Raw genomic sequence first — 19,095 nt, forward strand, 5'->3', positions numbered from 1 at the left:
CTCTCAGTCGACCAGGTCCAGGGCGGCCCCGACGATCGAGTCGACGTCGAGGCCGTGGTGCCGGTAGACGCTCTCGAGGTCGCCGCTCTGCCCGAAGGCCGTGACGCCCAGGTGGGTGGCCGGGACGCCGCGGACGCCGGCCAGGAACGCCAGCGTGTGCGGGTGCCCGTCGAGGACGGTGACCATCGGCGCCGCCCGCTCCGCCGCGAACACGCTGTCGAGCACCCAGCCGGAGGCCTCGTCGAGCCCGCGACGGCCCTGCAGCGCCCGGAACAGCAGGCCGGGGCTGGTCACGCACACCACGTCGGCCCCGAGACCCAGTGCCTCCAGGCGCTCGGCGGCGGCGAGCGCCTCGGGCACCAGGGCACCCATGGCCGCGAGGGTCACCACCGGCCGGGCGGACCGGCGCAGCGGGTAGGCGCCGGCGACGACCTGCCTGCGGCGCCGCTCGCGGGCGGCCGGGTCGGCCGGGACGGCGGCCAGGGCCTGGTCCACCGGTCGGGTGGACAGCCGCAGGTACGCCGAGGACCCGCCGGGCCGGCCCAGCTGGGACAGCGCGGCGAGCAGGCACCACTCGGTGTCGAGCGCGAACGCCGGCTCGTAGCTGGTGCAGCCGGGCTGCTCCAGCCCGAGGGACGGCGTGGTGATCGACTGGTGCGCCCCGCCCTCGGGGGCCAGCGTCACGCCCGACGGCGTCCCGACGAGGATCGACTGCCCGCCCGCGTAGATGCCGAACGACCACGGCTCCAGCGCCCGCTCGACGAACGGGTCGTACAGCACGCCGATCGGCAGCAGCGGCTGCCCCCAGCGGCTCCAGGTCGCGCCGAGCTCGCCGATGGCGCCGACCAGGTTGGTCTCGGCGATGCCCAGCTCGATGTGCTGGCCGGAGGGGCGTTCGCGCCAGTGCAGGATCGTCTCGGCGTCGTCGGCGAACCAGTTGCGCCGGTCCTCGTGCGACCAGACGCCGACCTTGTTCACCCACCCGCCGAGGTTGGTCGAGGAGCTGACGTCGGGGCTGACCGTGACCACCCGCCGGCCCACCTCGGGTGCCGCGCGGTTGAGGTCCAGCAGGGTGCGGCCCAGCGCCGCCTGCGTGGTCGCCGTCCCCGACGGCGTGCGGCCCAGGTCGGGAGGCACCGGCGGGGCGGCCTGCGCCTCGTACGCCCGGCGGCGCAGCCGCTGGGCCGCGTCGCTCAGCAGCCGGGCCGCGTCGCCGCCGGCGGGGAGGCCCGCCCACGGGTCGGCGGGGTCGGCGCCCACCCGGGCGGCGAGCTCGTGCAGCTGCGCCTCGGTCAGCAGGGCGGAGTGGTTCTGCGGGTGGCCCTCGGTCGCCAGCCCGTACCCCTTGAGCGTGTAGGCGAGGACCACCGTCGGGCGGGTGTCGTCGATCTGCGCGAAGGCGGCGCGGAGGGCGGCGGGGTCGTGCCCGCCGAGGTTGCGGACCGCGGCGCGCAGGTCGGCGTCCGGCAGGTCGGCGATCAGCGCGGCGATGTCGGCCGCACCCGGGCCCTCCCCCGGCAGCAGCCGGCGCAGGTCGGCGGGGTCGTGGCGCAGCAGCCGCTGGTACTCGGGGTTGGACATCGCGTCGATCCGGTCGCGCAGCGCCGCGCCGCCGGGCCGGGCGAACAGCTCCTCGAGCAGGCGGCCGTACTTCACGGTGAGCACCTGCCAGCCGGCCGCGGCGAACATGCCCTGCAGCCGGGTCGCGCCCATCATCGGGACGACGCGGTCCAGCGACTGCCGGTTGAGGTCGACCACCCACACGACCTCGCCGAGCTCGGCGACCATCGGGTCGAGCACGGCCTCCCAGACCGCGCCCTCGTCGAGCTCGGCGTCCCCGACCAGCGACCACTGCCGGCCGGTGCCGCCCGCGCCGAGCTGGGTGTTGACGTAGCGGCGGGCGATCGCGCCCCAGATCGGCGCGGTCGCCCCGATGCCGACGCTGCCGGTGGAGTAGTCGGCCGGGACCGGGTCCTTGAGCCGGCTGGGGTAGCTCTGCAGGCCGCCGAACTCGCGCAGCGTCGTCAGGTACTCCGCGTCGAGCTGGCCGAGCAGGTACTCCAGCGCGTGCAGCACCGGGGAGGCGTGCGGCTTGACCGAGACCCGGTCCTCGGCCTGCAGCTGCTCCAGCCACAGCGAGGTCATGATCGTGACCATCGAGGCGCTGGAGGCCTGGTGCCCGCCGACCTTGAGCCCTCCCGGGTTGGGGCGCACCCGGTTGGCGTGGTCGACGATCGCGGTGGCCAGCCAGAGGACGCGGTCCTCGATCTCGCGCAGGGCCCGGTCGCTGCCGGTGTCGCTGTCCGCCGGGGTGGCCGTGAGGCTCATGCCTTCCTCGCTCCTGGGTGTCGCCGGGACGGTCGCCGGCCCCGCGGACCGGCGTCACCGCAGCCGATCACGGACGGCGGCGCCGCACAATGCACGGGGACCGCCCCGGGGCCGGCTCGCACCTCGGCCGGTGATGTGCAGCTGGGGCGCATCCCGGCCTCGAGAGGCGCCTCACCTGCACATCACCAGGGCCGGCTCAGGGGCACGGCTCCTCGCGCTTCACGACGCCGAGGTCGATCAACCCCTCGGCGTCCCCGGTCACCTGCTGACCGACCGGGATGTTCTGCGTGCACACCACCCAGTTCGAGTCGAGGACCTGGGTGCGCATGCCCAGGAGGTCGTGGGAGCGGCTGAGGAAGACACCGTTGCCCTGGATGACGTTCTGCGCGGTCTGCAGGTCGAGCCCCACGAGATCCGGCATGGCGAAGTCGACGACGGGGGTGGTGGCCGTGGCCGTGGCCGGAGCCGGAGCCGGCGACGGGACCGGGGCGGGCGTCTCGGTGACCGTCACCGTCACGGGCGCGGGTGTCGGAGCGACGGCCACCGGGCTCGGCGCCGACGAGGAGGTGGACGACGTCGCGCTCGCCGGCGCCTCCCCCGTCTCGCCCCCGGCGTTGCCGATGCCCACGCCGACCACCAGCGCTCCGGCCACCGCCCACACCGCCGGACGCTTGTGGAAGGGCTTCCTGGCGGGCGCCGGCGGGAGGGGGGCGGTGGCGAACTGGCCCGAGGGGTCGTACGGCGGTTGGGTCATGAGGTCCTCCGGGATCGAGGGAGACGGTCGGGTCGCACGGCCAGGACGAGCGGTCCGGCACTGCTGGGACCGGGACCGCCGGTGGCCGTCATCGGCACGGGACCGCGACGTCGTGACCGTCCGCAGGGGCACCCGGCCGGCCCTCCTGCCCGGTCCCGCCGCCGGCCCCGTCCAGAGGCTCGCCGCGAGCCTGCGAGCGGTGAGGAGGACGGGGTCCTCCGACGGTGGGGGCAGGAGGGTCCTTCTTCAGTCGCGGCGCACCCGTCACACCCGTCCCAGACGCCTCGGCGACCTGAGGGGACCGTTCCGTCCGGACCGGTAGACAGGACGCCATGAGCACCACGCACGTCCGGCCCTCCGGCCCCGGCACCCGGCCGGCCGTCGCGATCCAGGCGACGTCGACGCCGGTGCTCAGCTACGCGTTGGCCCACAACCGCGTCCCGGTCGTCTCCCGCCTCGCCTTCACCAACCACGGCGCCGCGGTGCACGGCGCGACCGTGCGGCTGGGCGTGCGCGACGCCGAGGGCCCGATCGGCAGCCCGGTCGAGCTGCTCGTCGACCTCGACGCCGGCCAGACCACGGTGCTCAGCGACGTCGGCCTGGTCATGGACCCCGCCGCGATGCTGCAGATCGAGGAGCAGCGGCCCGGCTCGATCGAGATCGACCTGCTCGTGGACGGCGAGGACGTCGGCGGCACCGCCGTCCCGGTGCAGGTGCTGGCCGCCAACCAGTGGCTGGCCACCCCCGTGCCGCTGGCGCTGGAGATGCTCGCGGCGCACGTGCTGCCCAACCACCCGTCGGTGACCACGCTGATCGGCGAGGCCGCCGACCTGCTGGAGGCGCGCACCGGCAGCGGGTCGGTGCAGGGCTACCAGTCCGGTCCCGAGCGGGTCGACGAGATCGTCGCCGCGCTCACCGAGGCGATGCAGTGCCGCGCCATCCGCTACACCGAGCCCCCGGCCTCCTGGGCCGACGTCGGGCAGAAGGTGCGCACCCCCGGCGACGTCCTCGACGGGCGGGTCGGCACCTGCCTGGACACCGTCGTCACGCTGGCCGCCGCGCTGGAGCAGGCCGGCATCCGGCCGCTGCTGTGGGTGGCGGAGGGCCACGCGTTCCTCGGGTACTGGCGCGAGGAGCGCAGCGCCGAGAGCGTCGCCACCACCGACGTCGCCCCGCTGGTCAACCTCGTCGACCTCGGCCTGATCCGGCTGGTCGAGACCACGCTGCTCACCAGCCGCGGCTCGGCCGGCGCCGACCTGCACGCCCCCGCCTACAGCGCCTGGCTGGCCGGCGCCGGCGACCTCGACCGGGTCCTGGGCGTCACCGACGTCCACCGCGCCCGGCGCGACGGCATCGTGCCGCTGCCGGCCCGCACCCGCGGCCGGGACGGCGCGGTGCAGGTCGTCGAGTACCGGCCGGCGGTGCACAGCGTCGCGGCGCGCCCGGTCGAGCGGGCGCCGGGGGCGGGCGGGTCGCCGGCGCAGACCGGCCGCCCGGAGATCCCGGCCCGCGTGCAGCAGTGGAAGAACAGCCTGCTGGACCTCTCGCTGCGCAACCGGCTGATCAACCACAGCGAGCGGGCCGGCCTGCCGCTGACCGTGCCGGCGTCCCACCTGGCCGCGCTGGAGGACCTGCTGCACAGCGGCACCGCCGTCCAGCTGCTGCCCGACGACCGGATCGCCGCCGTGCACCGCGAGCGCGGCCTGGCCACCGCGCGCGACCTGCCCGACACCCAGCTGGCCGAGGTGCTCGTCGAGCGCCGCGCGGTGCACGCCCAGGTCAGCGAGGGCGGCTACCTGCCACGGCTGCGCAACCTCGCCTACAGGGCCAAGACGGTGCGCGAGGAGACCGGCGCCAACAACCTCTACCTGGCCCTCGGCAGCCTGGTGTGGGAGCTCGACGGGCGGCCGCTGCGCTCCCCGCTGGTGCTGGTGCCGGTCACCCTCACCCCGACCAGCCGCAACGGCGTCTACCGGCTGGCGCTCGACGACACCGGGTCGAGCACCCCGAACTACTGCCTGCTGGAGAAGCTGCGGCAGGTGCACGGCCTCGCCGTCCCGGGGCTGACCGAGCCCGGCGAGGACGGCGCGGGCATCGACCTGGACAAGGCGCTGCAGGCGATGCGCCAGGCGCTGGCCGACGCCGGGCTGCCGCACCGGGTCGAGGCCACCGCCGACCTCGCCGTCCTCCAGTTCGCCAAGTACCGGCTCTGGAAGGACCTCGACGAGCACTGGGCCGACCTCACCGCCAACCCGCTGGTGCACCACCTCGTGCACCGGCCCACGGAGGCGTTCGTCGACCCGGTCCCCGACACCGCAGGCGCCACCGACCTCGACGAGCTGGCCGCCGCCTGCCCGGTGCCCGCCGACGCCTCGCAGCTGCGCGCGGTCGCCGAGGCCGCCGCGGGGCGCACCTTCGTGCTCGAGGGCCCGCCCGGCACCGGCAAGTCGCAGACGATCACCAACCTGCTCACCCGCGCGGTCGCCGACGGCAAGCGGGTGCTCTTCGTCGCCGAGAAGCGCGCGGCCCTGGACGTCGTCGCGCGGCGGCTCGAGGCCGTGGGCATGGGCCCGTTCGCGCTCGACCTGCACGACAAGGGCGCCAAGGCCTCGGTGGTGCGCGCCCAGGTGCAGGCCGCGCTGGAGCACGCGGTCGCCGTCGACGACGAGGGCCTGACCGCCGACTCCGACGACCTCCGCTCGGCCCGCCGCACCCTGGCCCGCTACGCCGAGCGGCTGCACGCCGAGAACGCCGCCGGGCTGTCGTACTACACGGCACGGACGGCGACGCTGGCCCGGCGGGACGGCGTCCCGAGCCTCCCGGTCTCCCCCGCGTTCGTGGCCGCCGCCTCGGCCGAGACGCTCACCGCGGTCCGCCGCGCGCTGGCGCTGCTGCCCGACATCGCCGACCTGGTGCGCCCCTCGCCGCGGCACGCGTGGGCGTTCGTGGACACCGCGCGGGTCGACCTGCTCGCCGCCCAGCAGACCGCCGCCGCCGTGGACCAGGCCGTCCGCGACCTGCCCAGCGAGCCGCACCTGGCCCGGGTGCTGCGGGAGGTCCGCACGCCCGCGGACCTCGACGCGCTGGCCCACCTGCTCTGCGGCCCGGCGACGACGCTCGACGTCCTCGACGAGGTGCCGACCGAGCGCTGGAACCTGGCGACGACGACCGTGCTGGGCGAGGTCGCGGCGTTCTCCGGCGCCGTCCACCCCGGGATGGAGCTGGCCACCCCGGCCGCGCTGGAGCTGCCGCTGGCCGACCTCTACGTCGCGGCGCAGACCGCGCAGGCCGGCCGGTTCCTGGCCCGCCGGGCGGGGCTGCGGGCCGTCCGCGACCGGCTGCAGCCGGTGCTGCGGCCGGGCGTGAAGGTCGGGCTCGGCGACGTCCCGGAGCTCACGGCCCAGCTGTGGCGGCTGCAGACGGCCGCGCAGGGCATCGTCGCCCGCGCCTCGGTGATCCCCGGCCTGGTCGTGCCGCCCACCTGGAACCCGCTGGCCGAGCCGGAGCTGCTGGTCGGCCAGGTCGAGTGGCTGGAGCGGGCCGGCACCGCCACCGACAGCGCCAGCGAGTTCGCCGTCGCGCTGCGCCGCTGGGTCGTGCAGGGCGAGGGCCCCGACCCGGCAGCCGGCGCCGCCGTCGCCCGGCTGCGCGACGCGGTCGCCGCGCTGCTGAGGGTGTGCCGCAGCAACCCGCGGCGGATGTCCGAGTGGGCCGGCGACGACGGCCTGGTGCTGCGCTGGCAGATGACCCGGCCCGAGCGCGGCGTCGAGCACACCGGGCTGATGTCGCTGCGTCGCTGGGCCGACCTGGTCGACACCCTCGAGCCGCTGCGCGCCGCCGGTCTGCACGAGGCGCGGGCGCTGCTGGTCACCGGCGAGCTGCCCGCCGAGGACGCCGTCCGGGCCTTCGAGCGCGGGCTGGCGCGGGCCTCGGTCACCGAGCGCCGCGACGCGGCCGGCCTCGACGACTTCGACGCCGACGCGCACGAGCGGGCGATCACCCGGTTCACCGCCGCCTCGCGGGCGGTGCGGACGCACCTGCGCTCGGCGCTGCCCGCCTCGGTGCTCGCCGCCCGGTCGCTCGACGGCGTCGGCGACGACGGCGAGGTCGGTGCGCTGCAGCGGGAGCTGGCCAAGGCCCGCAGCGGGCTCGGCGTGCGCGCGCTGCTGGCCCGCCACGGCCGGCTGGTCACCACCGTGATGCCGTGCGTGCTGGTCAGCCCCGACTCGGTGGCGAGGTTCTTCCCCGCCCAGGCCGGCCTGTTCGACCTGGTGGTCTTCGACGAGGCCTCGCAGATCCGGGTGGCCGACGCGGTCGGCGCCCTGGGCCGGGCCAGGGCCGCGGTCGTCGTCGGCGACAGCCGGCAGATGCCGCCGACGTCGTTCGCCGAGCCGACCTACGGCGTTGCCGACGACGACGCCGTCGAGCTGCTGGGCACCTCGGTCGAGGACGAGGAGTCGATCCTCTCCGAGTGCGTGCAGGCGCGGGTGCCGCGGCAGTGGCTGTCCTGGCACTACCGCAGCCAGGACGAGTCGCTGATCGCGTTCAGCAACGCCAACTACTACGACAACCGGCTCTCGTCGTTCCCCGCGCCGACGCACGGCCGGCCCTCGGCGGACGTCGGCGGCCGCGGCATCTCGCTGATCCGGGTCAACGGCACCTTCCACCGCACCGGCGCCGGGCGGCTGCTGCGCACCAACCCGATGGAGGCCAAGGCGGTCGTGGCGGAGGTGCGCCGCCGCTTCGACGCCTCCCCGGACGCGCTGCCGTCGATCGGCGTGGTGACCTTCAACGCCCAGCAGCGGGCCTACATCGAGGGCCTGCTCCGCGACGCCGGCGACGAGCGGCTGGTCGAGGCGCTGGACCGCACCGACGGCGAGGGGCTGTTCGTCAAGAACCTCGAGAACGTGCAGGGCGACGAGCGCGACGTGATCCTCTTCTCCACCGGTTTCAGCGTGGACGACCGCGGCGTGCTGCCGCTGAACTTCGGCCCGCTCAACCGGGTCGGCGGCGAGCGGCGGCTCAACGTGGCGGTCACCCGGGCCCGCCGGCAGGTCGTCGTCCTGTCCTCCTTCGACCCCGCCCAGCTGCGCGCAGAGCAGACCTCGTCGGTCGGCGTGAAGCACCTGCGCGCCTACCTCGACCTGGCCGCGCTCGGCACCGACGCGCTGCCGCGCGAGGCCCGGCCGGTCGCCGTCCCGGACCGGCACCGCGAGGAGATCGCCGCGGCGCTGCGTGATCGGGGCCTGAGCGTGCGCACCGACGTCGGCCTCTCGGACTTCCGCGTCGACCTGTCGGTGGCCCGGACCGAGACGCCCGACGAGCCGGTGATGGCCGTGCTGCTCGACGGCCCGGCGTGGGCGCGGCGGCGCACCGTCGGCGACCGCGACGGCCTGCCGGTCGAGGTGCTGTCGGGGATGCTCGGCTGGCCGGCCGTCGAGCGGGTCTGGCTGCCGACCTGGCTGCGCGACCGCGAGGCCGTGCTCGACCGGCTGGTCGCCGCCGTCGCGGCGGTGCCGGTCCCCGCGCGGGCGCCGGCTCCCGTCGCCCAGGGGCCGGCCATCCCGGCTCCCGCCGTCCAGGGTCCGGCCGTCTCCGCGGAGATGGCCGTCCCACCGGTGCCCGCGCCCGCCGAGCCCCCGGCGCCCGAGGTCCGCGCGGTGGTGCCGCTGCGGGCCGCGCCGCCGGCCGTGGTAGGGACCGTGGTGACCGGAGCGGCCCCTCCCGCGGGAACCGCCGTCGAGGCCCCGGCGGACCCCGTCGCGACCACTCCCGAGGCCCCGACCGCCGTCCGCCCGGCCCGGCGGGCGCCGCGGAAGCCCGCCGCTCCGCTGCTGGACGGCGAGACGGCGTTCTCGCCCTGGAACCCGAAGGGCGGCCTGGAGCGCAAGGCGCTCGACTCGCTGGACGACCCGCGGGCCGCCCGCACCGTGCGGCGGGTTCTGACCGCCGGCCTCAAGGCGGAGGGCCCGGTGCACCGCGACCGGCTGGTGCGGATCGCGGCGGGCGCCTTCGGGCTGTCCCGGGTCAGCGAGGCCCGCCGCGACGCGCTGCTGCGGCTGCTGCCCGACGGCGTCGTCGACGGCGACTTCGCCTGGCCCGAGTCGCTGGACCGCGTCGGCTGGACCGGGTTCCGTCGGCAGGCATCGAGCGCGGACCGGCCCCTGGAGCACGTCGCGCCGGAGGAGGTCGGCAACGCCATGGCCGCGCTGTGCCGGGCCGCGGGCGAGGTGGCCGAGGACGAGCTGTTCGTGCGCACCGCCGAGGTCTTCGGCTACCGCCGTCGGACGCCGTCCCTGACCCCGCTGCTGCAGGCCGCGCTGACCCGGGCGCTCGACGCCGGCCGGCTGGTGCGCCGGGAGTCCGGGGTGCTGACCGTCGGCTGACCGCCGCCGGCCCCGCTGCGGGGTCCCGCCGTGAGCGTGCGACGTGCGTTCCGCTGCCGACGTCTCAGGGCTCGAATGGGGGACGTCCCGGATGTCCCGGGCACCGCGGTGCGCGCATCCTGGCGGGACCGGACGGGCACAGGGGCGGCCGGCTCACACCTGGCTCCCAGGCAGAGGACCTAGCCTCGGCCCACCGCCGTCGATGGGAGGCCGTACCGCGTGGACGAGGCGCTCGACCCCGCCGGAGCGGTCGCCGACCTGGCCGGGACCCGCCAGATCGGCCTGCTCGAGCCCGGGGACCCGGACCGCATCGGTCCCTACGACCTGCTGTGCCGGCTGCCGCGCGGCGGCCAGGGCGCCGACGTCTTCGTCGGGTCGGCCGGGCCGGAGGGCGCGCTGGTCGTCATCAAGCGGTTGCCCGAGGGCGCGCCGGACCTGGCCCGCAAGCGGCTGGCCCGGGAGGTGGAGAACGCCGCCCGCGTGAAGAGCTCGCGGGTGGCCAGCATCGTCGACCAGGACCTCGATGCCGAGGCGCCCTACTACGTGCAGCAGTACGTCTCCGGGACGCCGCTGGACGAGTTCATGGCGCACCGCTCCGGTGGGCTCAACGCCGAGGAGCTGCGCCGGATCGCGATCGGGCTGCTGCGCGCGCTGCGCGACGTGCACGCCGCCGGCGTCGTCCACCGGGACGTCAAGCCGGGCAACATCATCATCTCCGGGGACGACGTGTGGCTGGTCGACTTCGGCATCAGCCGCTACATCGGCCCGGAGCCGCCGTCGGGCACCGCCACGACGGGCATGGCGGCGCTGGGCACGAAGCTGTTCGCCAGCCCGGAGCAGCTGGCGGGGGCGGTGCTCACCGAGGCCAGCGACGTCTACAGCTGGGGCATGGTGATCGCCTACGCGGCCGGCGCGGTGCACCCGGTCGACCCCGACGACACGATGCCCGACTCCGACTACTACCTGGCGCTGCGGGCCGGCCGGCTGGACCTGAGCGGGGTGCCGGCCAACCTGCTCGACAGCGTGGAGAAGGCGCTGCGGTTCAACCCCGAGCGCCGCCCGACCGTGGCCCAGCTGGCCCGCCAGGTGGAGCAGCGCACCCGCTGGCTCGGCGAGACCTCGCAGATCCCCGACCCGCGGACGACGATGCGCGACCTGCGCTCCCTCGGCGCGGTCACCGAGGCGGCGCGCTACGAGCTGGCCCGGCTGGAGCGGGCGGTCGCCGACACCTGGTCCGGCTTCGCCGTGGCCGCCGCGGCGATGGTGCTGCTGGGCGTCGTCGCCGGGCTGCTGCTCGCCGTCCTGTACCACGTCGTCTTCTGACACCGTGGGCTTCGCAGGCCCCGACCCCTCGAGGAGGAGCACCGTGTCCGGGTTGTACGAGCGCGCGCTGGCCCAGCAACGGCTCGACGCGCGCCGCCAGCGGTTCCGGGAGCGCCAGCGGGTGCTGCTGGCGATCCTCGTGGTCAGCACCGTCGTCTTCTTCGCGCTGTTCGTCCGCTGACGATGCGCCGCCGCGTCTGCCCCCGCTGCCTGGAGCCCCTGACCGCGCCGGTGTGGCGCGACGCCACCGGTGCACCCACCCGGCCGCCGGTGGAGCGCCGCACCCGCTGGCAGCGGCTGCTCGACCCGCTGCGCACCGACCCCCTGCCGGTGCCCACGGCCCGGGACGCCGCCGGCGCGGCCGCGGCCAACGTGGTGCCGACCTGCCCGCGCGGGCACCGGCTGCCGCCGGAGTACCTCGACCGGCCGACGATCGTGGTCGGCCTGGTCGGGCTGACCGGCGCCTCGAAGAGCACCTACCTGACGGTGCTCATCGACCTGCTGCACGAGGGCGCGCTGGCCCCGCTCGGCGTCTCCGTCGAGATGGACGAGGAGTCCGCCGCCCGCTTCGACGACCACCGCTACCGGCTGCTCGTGCAGCGCCAGCAGCTGCCGCTGACCCTGCCGCTGCTGGGTGAGGGCAGCTCTCCGGAGCCGTTCATGCTCGTGCTGCGCGGCACCGGCCGGAACGGCGCCGAGCGCACGGTCAACCTGGTCTTCTTCGACGCCTCCGGCGAGCAGCTGTACCGCAGTGAGGACATGGGCCTCTACGGCAGGTTCCTCTACGCGGCGACCTCGCTGCTCGTCGTCCTCTCCCCCGGCGTCTTCCCGCGGCTGCGCTCGGTGGCCGACCCCGGTGAGGACTCGATGGGCCTGGCCCGGCACACGCAGATGGTCGTCAACCTGGCCAACGTGCTGCGCGCCGCCCGCAACCTGCCCCTCGACGCGCACGTGGACGACGTGGCCACCGCCGTCGTGCTCAGCAAGGCCGACAAGCTGCGCGGCGTGCCGGACTTCCCGGCCGAGACGCTGCGCGACCCCGACCTGCGCGCGATGCCGCTGGCGCACTGGTTCGCCGACGTGCGCGACAACAGCTCCCGGCTGGTCGACTTCCTCGAGGTCAGCGGCGGGTCGAACCTGCTGACGGCGGTGCTGCACCGGCTGCCCCGGCCGACCGTGCACGCGGTCTCGGCCACCGGCGCCGACGCCCGGGACGGCGGCTACCCGCGGATCGCGCCGGTCGGCGTGCTGGACCCGCTGCTGGTGCTGCTGGCCCGCTCCGGCTTCCTCTCGGCGGAGGGGCTGGACCCCGAGGAGTACGGCGCGGGCCTGCGCGGCGAGTGGTCGCGGTGAGCGGCCGGGCCTGCCCCCAGGCGCTCTACACCTCGGCCAGCCGCACGCTGGAGGGGCCGGGGTTCGGCGTCTACGCGCACTCCGCGGACTGGCCGGCCGAGGTCGGCCGCACCCGCAAGGCGCTCGGCGCGCTGGCCGGGTTCCAGCCCGCGGACGGCGAGGCCTACGGGGTGCTGTCCCGCGGCGCCGGTCGGGTGCTCTACCGCGCGGTGGCCGCCCGCGCCGACGGCTTCGGCCGCCCCGGCAACTACCTGGTGCACCTGCTGTGGGACGAGAGCGGTCGGCTGGGCGTGCGCGAGTTGCTCGCGCTGCGCCGGGCCGGGCGGTTCCTCGACGCCCTGCCCGACGACGCCACCCCCACCGCCGACCTGCCGCCGCTGCGGGTGGCGGTCGCCGGCCGGACCGCGCCGACGCTCACCCCCGACGAGGTGGACGCGCTCACCCCGCCGCTGGCCGGGCTGCTGACCACGCTCGCCGCCGGCGCGGGCAGCTGCGCCCTGCCGGTGCGGACGGCCTCGGGCCGCGAGGTGGCCGAGGTGCTCTTCGCCGTCCTGCCGCGCGCGCTGACCACCGGCGTCTCGCTGCACACCGGCACCCGGGAGGACGTCGGCGACACCGCGCCCGTCACCGTGCGGCTCACCGACGCGCCCGCGCGGACGGCGGCCGCGGCGCACGACACCGAGCGCGCCCGCACGCTGCTCGAGGCGGCGAGCAAGGGGGAGCTCGCGCCGGACGAGCTGGCCGACCTGCGCCGCCTGGACGCGTGGCTGTTCGCCGACGCCTGGGCCGAGCAGGACGCCGCCGGTCTGTCGGCCGACCAGGTGGCCAGCGTGCTCGAGTCGTCGGCGGCACCGCGCTGGCTGGGGCGCGGGGGCAACGCGGCCGCCGCCCTGGACCTCGCCGCGGACAGCCCGGCCGTCGAGACGGCGCTGCGGGCGGCGGTCGACCGGTGGCCGGCGGTCGCCGAGCTGGTGCGCGGCCGGGTGCTGGCGGCGCTGCTGGACGAGGTGTTCGACGGCTCCGCGGGCCCGGCCGAGCTCGCCGTCGAGGTGGCCGGCGTCGGGCAGGCCGACCTGTGCGCGGCGCTGGCCGCCGAGGTGCGCCGCGGACGCCGGATCGCCCGGCTGGACCGCGCGGCCGGCCTGCTGGTCGAGCAGGCGCTGGCCCTGGGCGTCGACCTGCCGCTGTTCCGGCTCACCGGGCAGACCTGGGAGCTGGCGCTCCTGGCCACCCGCCGCGAGGTCGTCGGCGACGCGCTGCTCGCGCAGTGGCGGTCGTCGGGTGGGTGGACGGCGGAGCACGGCGAGCTGCTGGGGCACCTGCTGGTCGCCGACCCGGGCTGGCTGGCCCGGCTGGGCGACGCCGTCCCGGTCCCGGCGCTGCCGCCGGCGCTGCGGTGGGCGGCACTGCGGATGGACGTGGCCGGGGTCGAGGAGCTCGCCGCGGCCGTCGCGACCGGGGCCGCCGCCGGGCGTGGCTGGGCGCTGCGCGAGGTGGTGTTCGGCTCCGAGCTCCCGGCGGGCGACGTCGACCAGGTGCTCGGCCGGCGCCTGGAGCTGCTGCTGGTGGACGACGGCTGGCCGCGGGAGCTGGCGCAGTCGTTCGCGCGCAGCCGCGGGAGTGACGGCTCGCCCCGCCGCCGCCGTCGCCGCGGCGACTGATGACCGACCCCGTTTCCCCAGCAGTCCCACCGGCCACGACCGTCCCCGTGCATCCCAGACGCGTCCGCTCCGGCTCCTAGCCTCGGTGTCGACCACGCACGGAAGGACTCTCATCGTGGCCAAGCACCTGCTGGACGAGACCGCCGAGTTCGCCCTCCCCACCGCCGGGCGGCACGCGGCGGACGGTGACGACGACGCCGCCGACCGGACGCAGCGGTTCGACGCCGGCGTGCGTCGCCAGCCGCCGGTCCCGGGCCGCGCGGACGCCGAAGGCCGCGCTCGGTAGCGGCACCACCGCTGCGGGAACGGGGCCGCCCCGCCGGTACCGCCTCCCCGAACGTCGACCGCTGCCTCCCGTGCGGAGCAGCGCCTGAGGTCGCCGGGGGACCTCGGTCCGGTCGGCCCCGGTCCACGGACGTCCCCGGGTCAGCCGGCGTGCCGGCGGTCCCCGCCACGTCCGGCACACACCTCCGCGCGACCTCCACCCCTGCCCACCATGCGGGGCAGCGGCGTAGCCCGGCTCCACCCCTGCCCACCATGCGGGGCAGCGACGTAGCCCGGCTCCACCCCTGCCCACCATGCGGGGCAGGGGTGGAGGTCGGGCAGGGAGCTGTCCGGCGTGGCTCAGGTGCGGCCGAGGGCGACCAGGGTGACGTCGTCGGTGTCGGCCGGGTCGAGGGCGGCGAGCACCTCGTCCAGCAGCGCCTCGGGCTCCTCGCCGGCCGCGACGGCGGCGCACAGCGCGTCCAGCCGGTCGGGCAGCGGGACGTCACGGCGCTCCACCAGCCCGTCGCTGTAGAGCAGCAGCCGGTCCGGCCCGGCCAGCCGGAGCCGGCCCTCGGCGTACTCGACCTCGTCGAGCAGACCCAGCGCCGGCCCCCGCCCCTCGGTCAGCAGCCGCACCCCGTCGGCCGCCGCGTGCAGCACCGGCAGGTGGCCAGCGTTGGCGACGGCGACCTCCCCGGTCCCCGGGTCGAGCTCGACGACGACCGCGGTGGCCATCTCCCCGGGCAGCAGCGCGGCGATCACCTCGCCCAGCCCCTGCAGCGCGGCGGCCGGGCCGCGGTCGCGCAGCAGGTGGGCGCGCAGCGCGTGCCGCAGCTGCGCGGTGACCGAGGCGGCGGCCAGCCCGTGCCCGGCGACGTCCCCGAGCACGACGGCCAGCCGTCCGCTGGGCAGCGGCACCAGGTCGTACCAGTCCCCGCCGACGACGTCCGCGGCGCTGGGCCGGTAGCGGGCTGCCAGCGCGACGCCGGGCACCTTCGGCAGCTCCTCGAGCAGCAGGGTGCGCTGCAGCGCCGCGGCCAGCCGGTTGTCCTCCCCGGCGCGCAGCAGCGCCGACTCGGTGAGGTGCGCGGCCAGCGCCTGCGCGGCCTCGACCTCGTGCGCACGCCACGGCGTCGCCGTCCCCCGCACCGTCTCGCGCCACGCGGCGAACGAGCGGCGCGGGGACAGCCGCGGCCCGGCCTCGGTCTCGACCGTCTTGGGCGTGTGCGGGTTGCCGCCCCAGGTGACCTCGCGCGGGGTCTCCGGCCGGAACCAGGCCAGGAAGTCGCCGCGCCCGCCGCCGACCTCGACCGCGAGCAGGCCGCTGGCCGTGTCCGCGACGTCGGCCGCCTCGGGCACCACGCTGCCGAGCGCGTCGCTGGCCGGGCGACCCTGGGCGAGCAGCGCGGCGACCAGCCCGGGCACCCGCTCGGCCGGCGGGGTGCTGCCGAGCAGGTGCAGCCGGCCGTCGAGGCGGACGGCGGCGCCGGCGGCGGGCAGCAGGTCCAGCACGGTCGGCGTCCCCGCGGTGAGGGCCTGCGCCGGGGTCCGCGGGGTGCGGCCGAGCGCGGCCACCAGCTCGGCCTGCCGCTGCGCCACCGCCACCACGCGGCCCTGCTCGCCCGCCTCGACCGTGGTGTGCAGCAGCAGCGAGGCGGTGCGGCCGAGGAACTCCGCGGCCACCCGGTCGGCGAAGGAGGGGCGGTGCGGGCCGCTGTAGGAGTGGCACGAGATGAGCCCCCACAGCCGGCCGCGGTCGACGAGCGACACCGACATCGAGGCGACCACGCCCATGTTGGCCAGGTACTCCAGGTGCACCGGCGAGACGCTGCGCAGCATCGCGCCGGAGAGGTCCAGCGGGCGCCCGGTGACCGGGTTCGCGGCCGGCGCCAGCGGCACCCGCCGGTAGGTCGCGTCGGGGATGAGCCGCAGCCAGTTGGTCGCGTAGAGCGCGCGGGCCTGGGCGGGGATGTCGCTGGCCGGGTAGCGCAGGCCGAGGAAGGGCTCGAGGTCCGCGCGGCGGTCCTCGGCGACCACCTCCCCGTTCCACTCGGGGTCGAAGCGGTAGACCATCACCCGGTCGAAGCCGGTGAGCGCCCGGACGTCGCGGGCCAGCGAGGCGGTCAGCTCGTCGAGGGTGCCGCTGGCCGACAGCCGCTGCAGCACCAGCGCCAGCCGGGTGTGCCAGACCGCATCGGCCTGCTCGGCGCCGGCCAGCGGCTCCCACTCGGTGACCAGCAGGCCGTCGGCGCGGTGGACGACGAGGTCGACCTCGGCGCCGGCGACGGTCACCCGCAGCGGGTCGACCGCGGCGAGGTCCCCGGCCAGGCCGGCGCGCAGCCGCTCGAGGTCGGCGGGGCCCAGCACGTCGGCGAGGGACGCCGGGGTCGTGCCGAGGACGTCGGCGGCGTTGGCCGAGGCGACGACGACGGCGAGGTCGGGCTCGGTGACGGCCAGCAGCGCGCCGTGCGGCTGGATCGCGCCAGGGACGGCGATCGGCTCGTCGGCGCAGCGCTGCAGGGCGTCGTCGTCGACCCCCGGGACGTCAGGAGGAGGTGTGCTCCCGATCGGCGTCATCGCCGTCCGACCCTACGGACTACGGGCCGACCTCGTTCTCGGTCAGGCTGGGCGACTCGACGATCGGCACCACCGCCCGGAGCTCCAGCAGGTCGACCACCAGCCGCACCGGCCGGTTGGCGCGGGGGCAGACGACCTCGAGCGCCACGCCCTCGCCGGCGGCGCGGCGGGCGAGGCGCACCAGCTCCCGGGCACCGGAGCTGTCGAGGAACGTCGTGCCGGTCAGGTCGACGACCAGGGACTGCGGCTGCTGGGACAGCTGTGACTCAGCGGCCTCCGCGAGGCGCGGGGCGGTCGCCAGGTCCAGCTCTCCGCGTACGCTCAGCGCCGGCCGCCCGAGGACCGTCGTCCGCTCGACGTCGAAGTGCACGGATCGGTCCTCCCATCGACGACGTGGAACCTGAGCAGCCTAGATGCCTGCGGGCGGGAGGGGGGAACCCGGCGTGGACATCGCGTTCACGGTCCACCTCCCGGTGGACACCGACAGCGTCCCGTTCATCCGCGGGCTGTGCCGGCAGGCCCTGGCGCACCTGCGCATCGAGCAGACGGTGATCGACGAGGTCGCGCTGGCGCTCACCGAGGCCTGCGCCAACGTCGTCCAGCACGCCGGGGAGCACGCCGAGTACGAGGTCGAGGTCGCCATCGACGACCGGCTGTGCCGGATCAGCGTGGTCGACAGCGGCGAGGGCTTCGACCCCGCCGCGCTCCCCGAGGAGGACGGCCGCTCGCCGCTGGACGAGGGCCGCGGCCTGCTGCTCATGCAGGCGCTGGTCGACCGGCTGGACTTCCGGCACGAGTCCGACGGGCGGCACCGGGTCACGCTGGAGAAGCGCCTGGCGCCGCACCCGCCGCTGCGCCTGGTCGACCCCGTCTGAGCATGGCGGCCACGGGAGACGTCCTCCAGGACCGCTACGAGCTCCGGTCGCTCATCGCGACCGGGGGCATGGGCGAGGTCTGGCGCGGGCAGGACCGGGTGCTCGGCCGCGAGGTCGCGGTCAAGGTGCTCAAGAGCCAGTTCACCGGCGACCTGGTCTTCCTGACCCGGTTCCGCACCGAGGCCCGCCTGTCGGCCGGGTTGAGCCACCCGAACATCGCCGTCCTGCACGACTACGGCGAGGGAGAGCCGGTCTCCCCCGGTGGCGACCGGCTGGTCTACCTGGTCATGGAGCTGGTGGACGGCGAGCCGCTGTCGGCGGTGCTGGCGCGCGAGGGCCGGCTGTCGCCGGAGCGGACGCTGGACCTGCTGGGTCAGGTCGCCGCCGGGCTGGCCGCAGCGCACGCCGCCGGGGTCGTGCACCGCGACGTCAAGCCGGCCAACCTGCTGGTCCGCCCCGACGGCACCGTGAAGATGACCGACTTCGGCATCGCCTGGTCGGCCGCGAACGCCACCGTCACCCGCACCGGCCACGTCGTCGGGACCGCGCAGTACCTGGCGCCCGAGCTGGTGCAGGGGCAGAAGGCCACGCCCGCCGTCGACGTCTACTCGTGGGGCACGGTCGCCTACGAGTGCCTCGCCGGGCGCCGTCCCTTCGACGGGCCCGACCCGGTCGAGGTCGCGATGCGGCGGGTCTCGGAGACGCCCGCGCCCCTGCCGGCCGACGTCCCCGCGCCGGTCCGCGAGCTGGTCGAGCGCACCCTCGCCACCGATCCGGCCGCGCGGATCCCGGACGGCGCCGCGCTGGTCGCCGCGGTGGCCGCCACCACGAGCACCGCCGCCGCGGGCCGTGCGCCGGAGCCGGCCGACGAGCGGACGGCGACCCGCGTGCTGCCCGTCCTCCCCGTGCCGCAGTCGACCACCACCGCCCCGCTGCCGGGGAGCTCCCCCGCGGCCGTCCCCCCGGTGCTGCCCGCGCTGGACGACGAGGACGAGGAGCCCGACGACCGCGGCCGCGTGCGCCGGCTGGTGGTGCCCGTGCTGGTCGGGCTGGTGGCCACGGCGCTCGTCGTCGCCGGGTTGGTGCTGGGGACCCGCGACGTCCCCACCGCGGCGCCGCGCGCGGCCACCCCCACCACGTCCGCGGCGCCGACGCCGGTCGCGCCGCGGCCCTCGGGCACCTACGTCCGGGTGGACCCGGCCGCGCACATCGGTCAGCCGGTGACCGAGGTGCAGGCGTGGCTGACCGGCCTGGACCTGCCGGTCGCGCTGGTGGCGGTCGAGCGGGCCGACGTCCCCGCCGGGCAGGTCCTCGCGCTCGCGCCGACCGGCGAGCTCCTGGTCGGGACGACGGTGACCGTCACGCACGCGGTCGCCCCGCCGCCTCCTCCCCCGCCGACGGCGGCGGCGCCTGCGCCGGCAGCCCAGACGCCGACCCCGGAGAAGGAGCGCGGCCGCGGCCGCGACCGCGACGAGGAGCGCGGCCGGGGCAACGACAAGGACGACGACTGAGCTCCTCCGCCGGGTAGTGCCGGGTGGACGGCGGGGCGGTCCTGCTCCACCGCCGCGTCA

At 76.7% G+C, this 19,095-nt stretch carries 12 protein-coding genes; 8 read left to right on the plus strand and 4 right to left on the minus strand.

Annotated elements, in window-relative coordinates:
* Positions 1–3: 3 nt before the first annotated feature.
* Together ACI79G_RS20820 and ACI79G_RS20825 are read right to left on the minus strand one after the other, a co-directional pair.
* Positions 4–2,328: a transketolase-like TK C-terminal-containing protein gene (locus tag ACI79G_RS20820; protein WP_456882966.1), complete on the minus strand. Its 2,325-nt coding sequence runs from the start codon at positions 2,326–2,328 to the stop codon at positions 4–6.
* Between the two features lie 196 nt (positions 2,329–2,524).
* Positions 2,525–3,082 carry a hypothetical protein gene (locus ACI79G_RS20825; protein ID WP_456882967.1) on the minus strand — a complete coding sequence of 186 codons (558 nt, stop codon included), beginning with the start codon at positions 3,080–3,082 and terminating at the stop codon, positions 2,525–2,527.
* Positions 3,083–3,414: 332 nt separating this feature from the next.
* Here ACI79G_RS20825 and ACI79G_RS20830 point away from each other — a divergent pair, with 332 nt between their 5' ends.
* The 6 genes from ACI79G_RS20830 to ACI79G_RS20855 all read left to right on the plus strand — a co-directional run bounded on the left by ACI79G_RS20830 (position 3,415) and on the right by ACI79G_RS20855 (position 14,091).
* Positions 3,415–9,468 (plus strand): DUF4011 domain-containing protein, encoded by a 6,054-nt coding sequence (locus tag ACI79G_RS20830; protein WP_456882968.1) that lies wholly within the window; start codon positions 3,415–3,417, stop codon positions 9,466–9,468.
* Between the two features lie 219 nt (positions 9,469–9,687).
* Entirely contained in the window at positions 9,688–10,791 is a 1,104-nt protein-coding gene (locus ACI79G_RS20835) for a serine/threonine-protein kinase (protein ID WP_456882969.1), read from the plus strand.
* A gap of 43 nt (positions 10,792–10,834) precedes the next feature.
* Positions 10,835–10,972, plus strand: coding sequence for a hypothetical protein (locus ACI79G_RS20840; protein WP_456882970.1), 138 nt, complete (start codon positions 10,835–10,837; stop codon positions 10,970–10,972).
* A 2-nt stretch (positions 10,973–10,974) separates the two neighbouring features.
* Positions 10,975–12,144: a TRAFAC clade GTPase domain-containing protein gene (locus tag ACI79G_RS20845; RefSeq protein WP_456882971.1), complete on the plus strand. Its 1,170-nt coding sequence runs from the start codon at positions 10,975–10,977 to the stop codon at positions 12,142–12,144.
* Positions 12,141–13,805: a GAP1-N2 domain-containing protein gene (locus ACI79G_RS20850; protein ID WP_456882972.1), complete on the plus strand. Its 1,665-nt coding sequence runs from the start codon at positions 12,141–12,143 to the stop codon at positions 13,803–13,805. Before ACI79G_RS20845 ends, ACI79G_RS20850 begins: the two co-directional genes overlap by 4 nt.
* 115 nt (positions 13,806–13,920) lie before the next feature.
* Positions 13,921–14,091: a hypothetical protein gene (locus tag ACI79G_RS20855; protein ID WP_456882973.1), complete on the plus strand. Its 171-nt coding sequence runs from the start codon at positions 13,921–13,923 to the stop codon at positions 14,089–14,091.
* Positions 14,092–14,429: 338 nt separating this feature from the next.
* Here the strand turns inward: ACI79G_RS20855 and ACI79G_RS20860 are convergent, their stop codons facing one another.
* Both ACI79G_RS20860 and ACI79G_RS20865 read right to left on the minus strand, forming a co-directional pair.
* Complete coding sequence (locus ACI79G_RS20860; RefSeq protein WP_456882974.1) at positions 14,430–16,649, minus strand: SpoIIE family protein phosphatase; 2,220 nt, start codon at positions 16,647–16,649, stop codon at positions 14,430–14,432.
* A gap of 19 nt (positions 16,650–16,668) precedes the next feature.
* On the minus strand, positions 16,669–17,019 hold the full coding sequence (locus ACI79G_RS20865; RefSeq protein WP_456882975.1) for an STAS domain-containing protein: 351 nt from the start codon (positions 17,017–17,019) through the stop codon (positions 16,669–16,671).
* Between the two features lie 73 nt (positions 17,020–17,092).
* Here ACI79G_RS20865 and ACI79G_RS20870 point away from each other — a divergent pair, with 73 nt between their 5' ends.
* Positions 17,093–17,524 (plus strand): ATP-binding protein, encoded by a 432-nt coding sequence (locus ACI79G_RS20870; RefSeq protein WP_456882976.1) that lies wholly within the window; start codon positions 17,093–17,095, stop codon positions 17,522–17,524.
* A 2-nt stretch (positions 17,525–17,526) separates the two neighbouring features.
* Positions 17,527–19,035, plus strand: coding sequence for a protein kinase domain-containing protein (locus tag ACI79G_RS20875; RefSeq protein ID WP_456882977.1), 1,509 nt, complete (start codon positions 17,527–17,529; stop codon positions 19,033–19,035).
* The last annotated feature ends 60 nt before the right edge of the window (positions 19,036–19,095 follow it).

The sequence above is a fragment of the Geodermatophilus sp. SYSU D00779 genome (genome assembly GCF_054050595.1).

Bases quoted from the DNA above. Each gene is read 5' to 3' on its own strand.
- ACI79G_RS20820 (WP_456882966.1), bottom strand. From the start codon at position 2,328: ATGAGCCTCACGGCCACCCCGGCGGACAGCGACACCGGCAGCGACCGG.
- ACI79G_RS20845 (WP_456882971.1), top strand. From the start codon at position 10,975: ATGCGCCGCCGCGTCTGCCCCCGCTGCCTGGAGCCCCTGACCGCGCCG.
- ACI79G_RS20825 (WP_456882967.1), bottom strand. From the start codon at position 3,082: ATGACCCAACCGCCGTACGACCCCTCGGGCCAGTTCGCCACCGCCCCC.
- ACI79G_RS20875 (WP_456882977.1), top strand. From the start codon at position 17,527: ATGGCGGCCACGGGAGACGTCCTCCAGGACCGCTACGAGCTCCGGTCG.
- ACI79G_RS20860 (WP_456882974.1), bottom strand. From the start codon at position 16,649: ATGACGCCGATCGGGAGCACACCTCCTCCTGACGTCCCGGGGGTCGAC.
- ACI79G_RS20830 (WP_456882968.1), top strand. From the start codon at position 3,415: ATGAGCACCACGCACGTCCGGCCCTCCGGCCCCGGCACCCGGCCGGCC.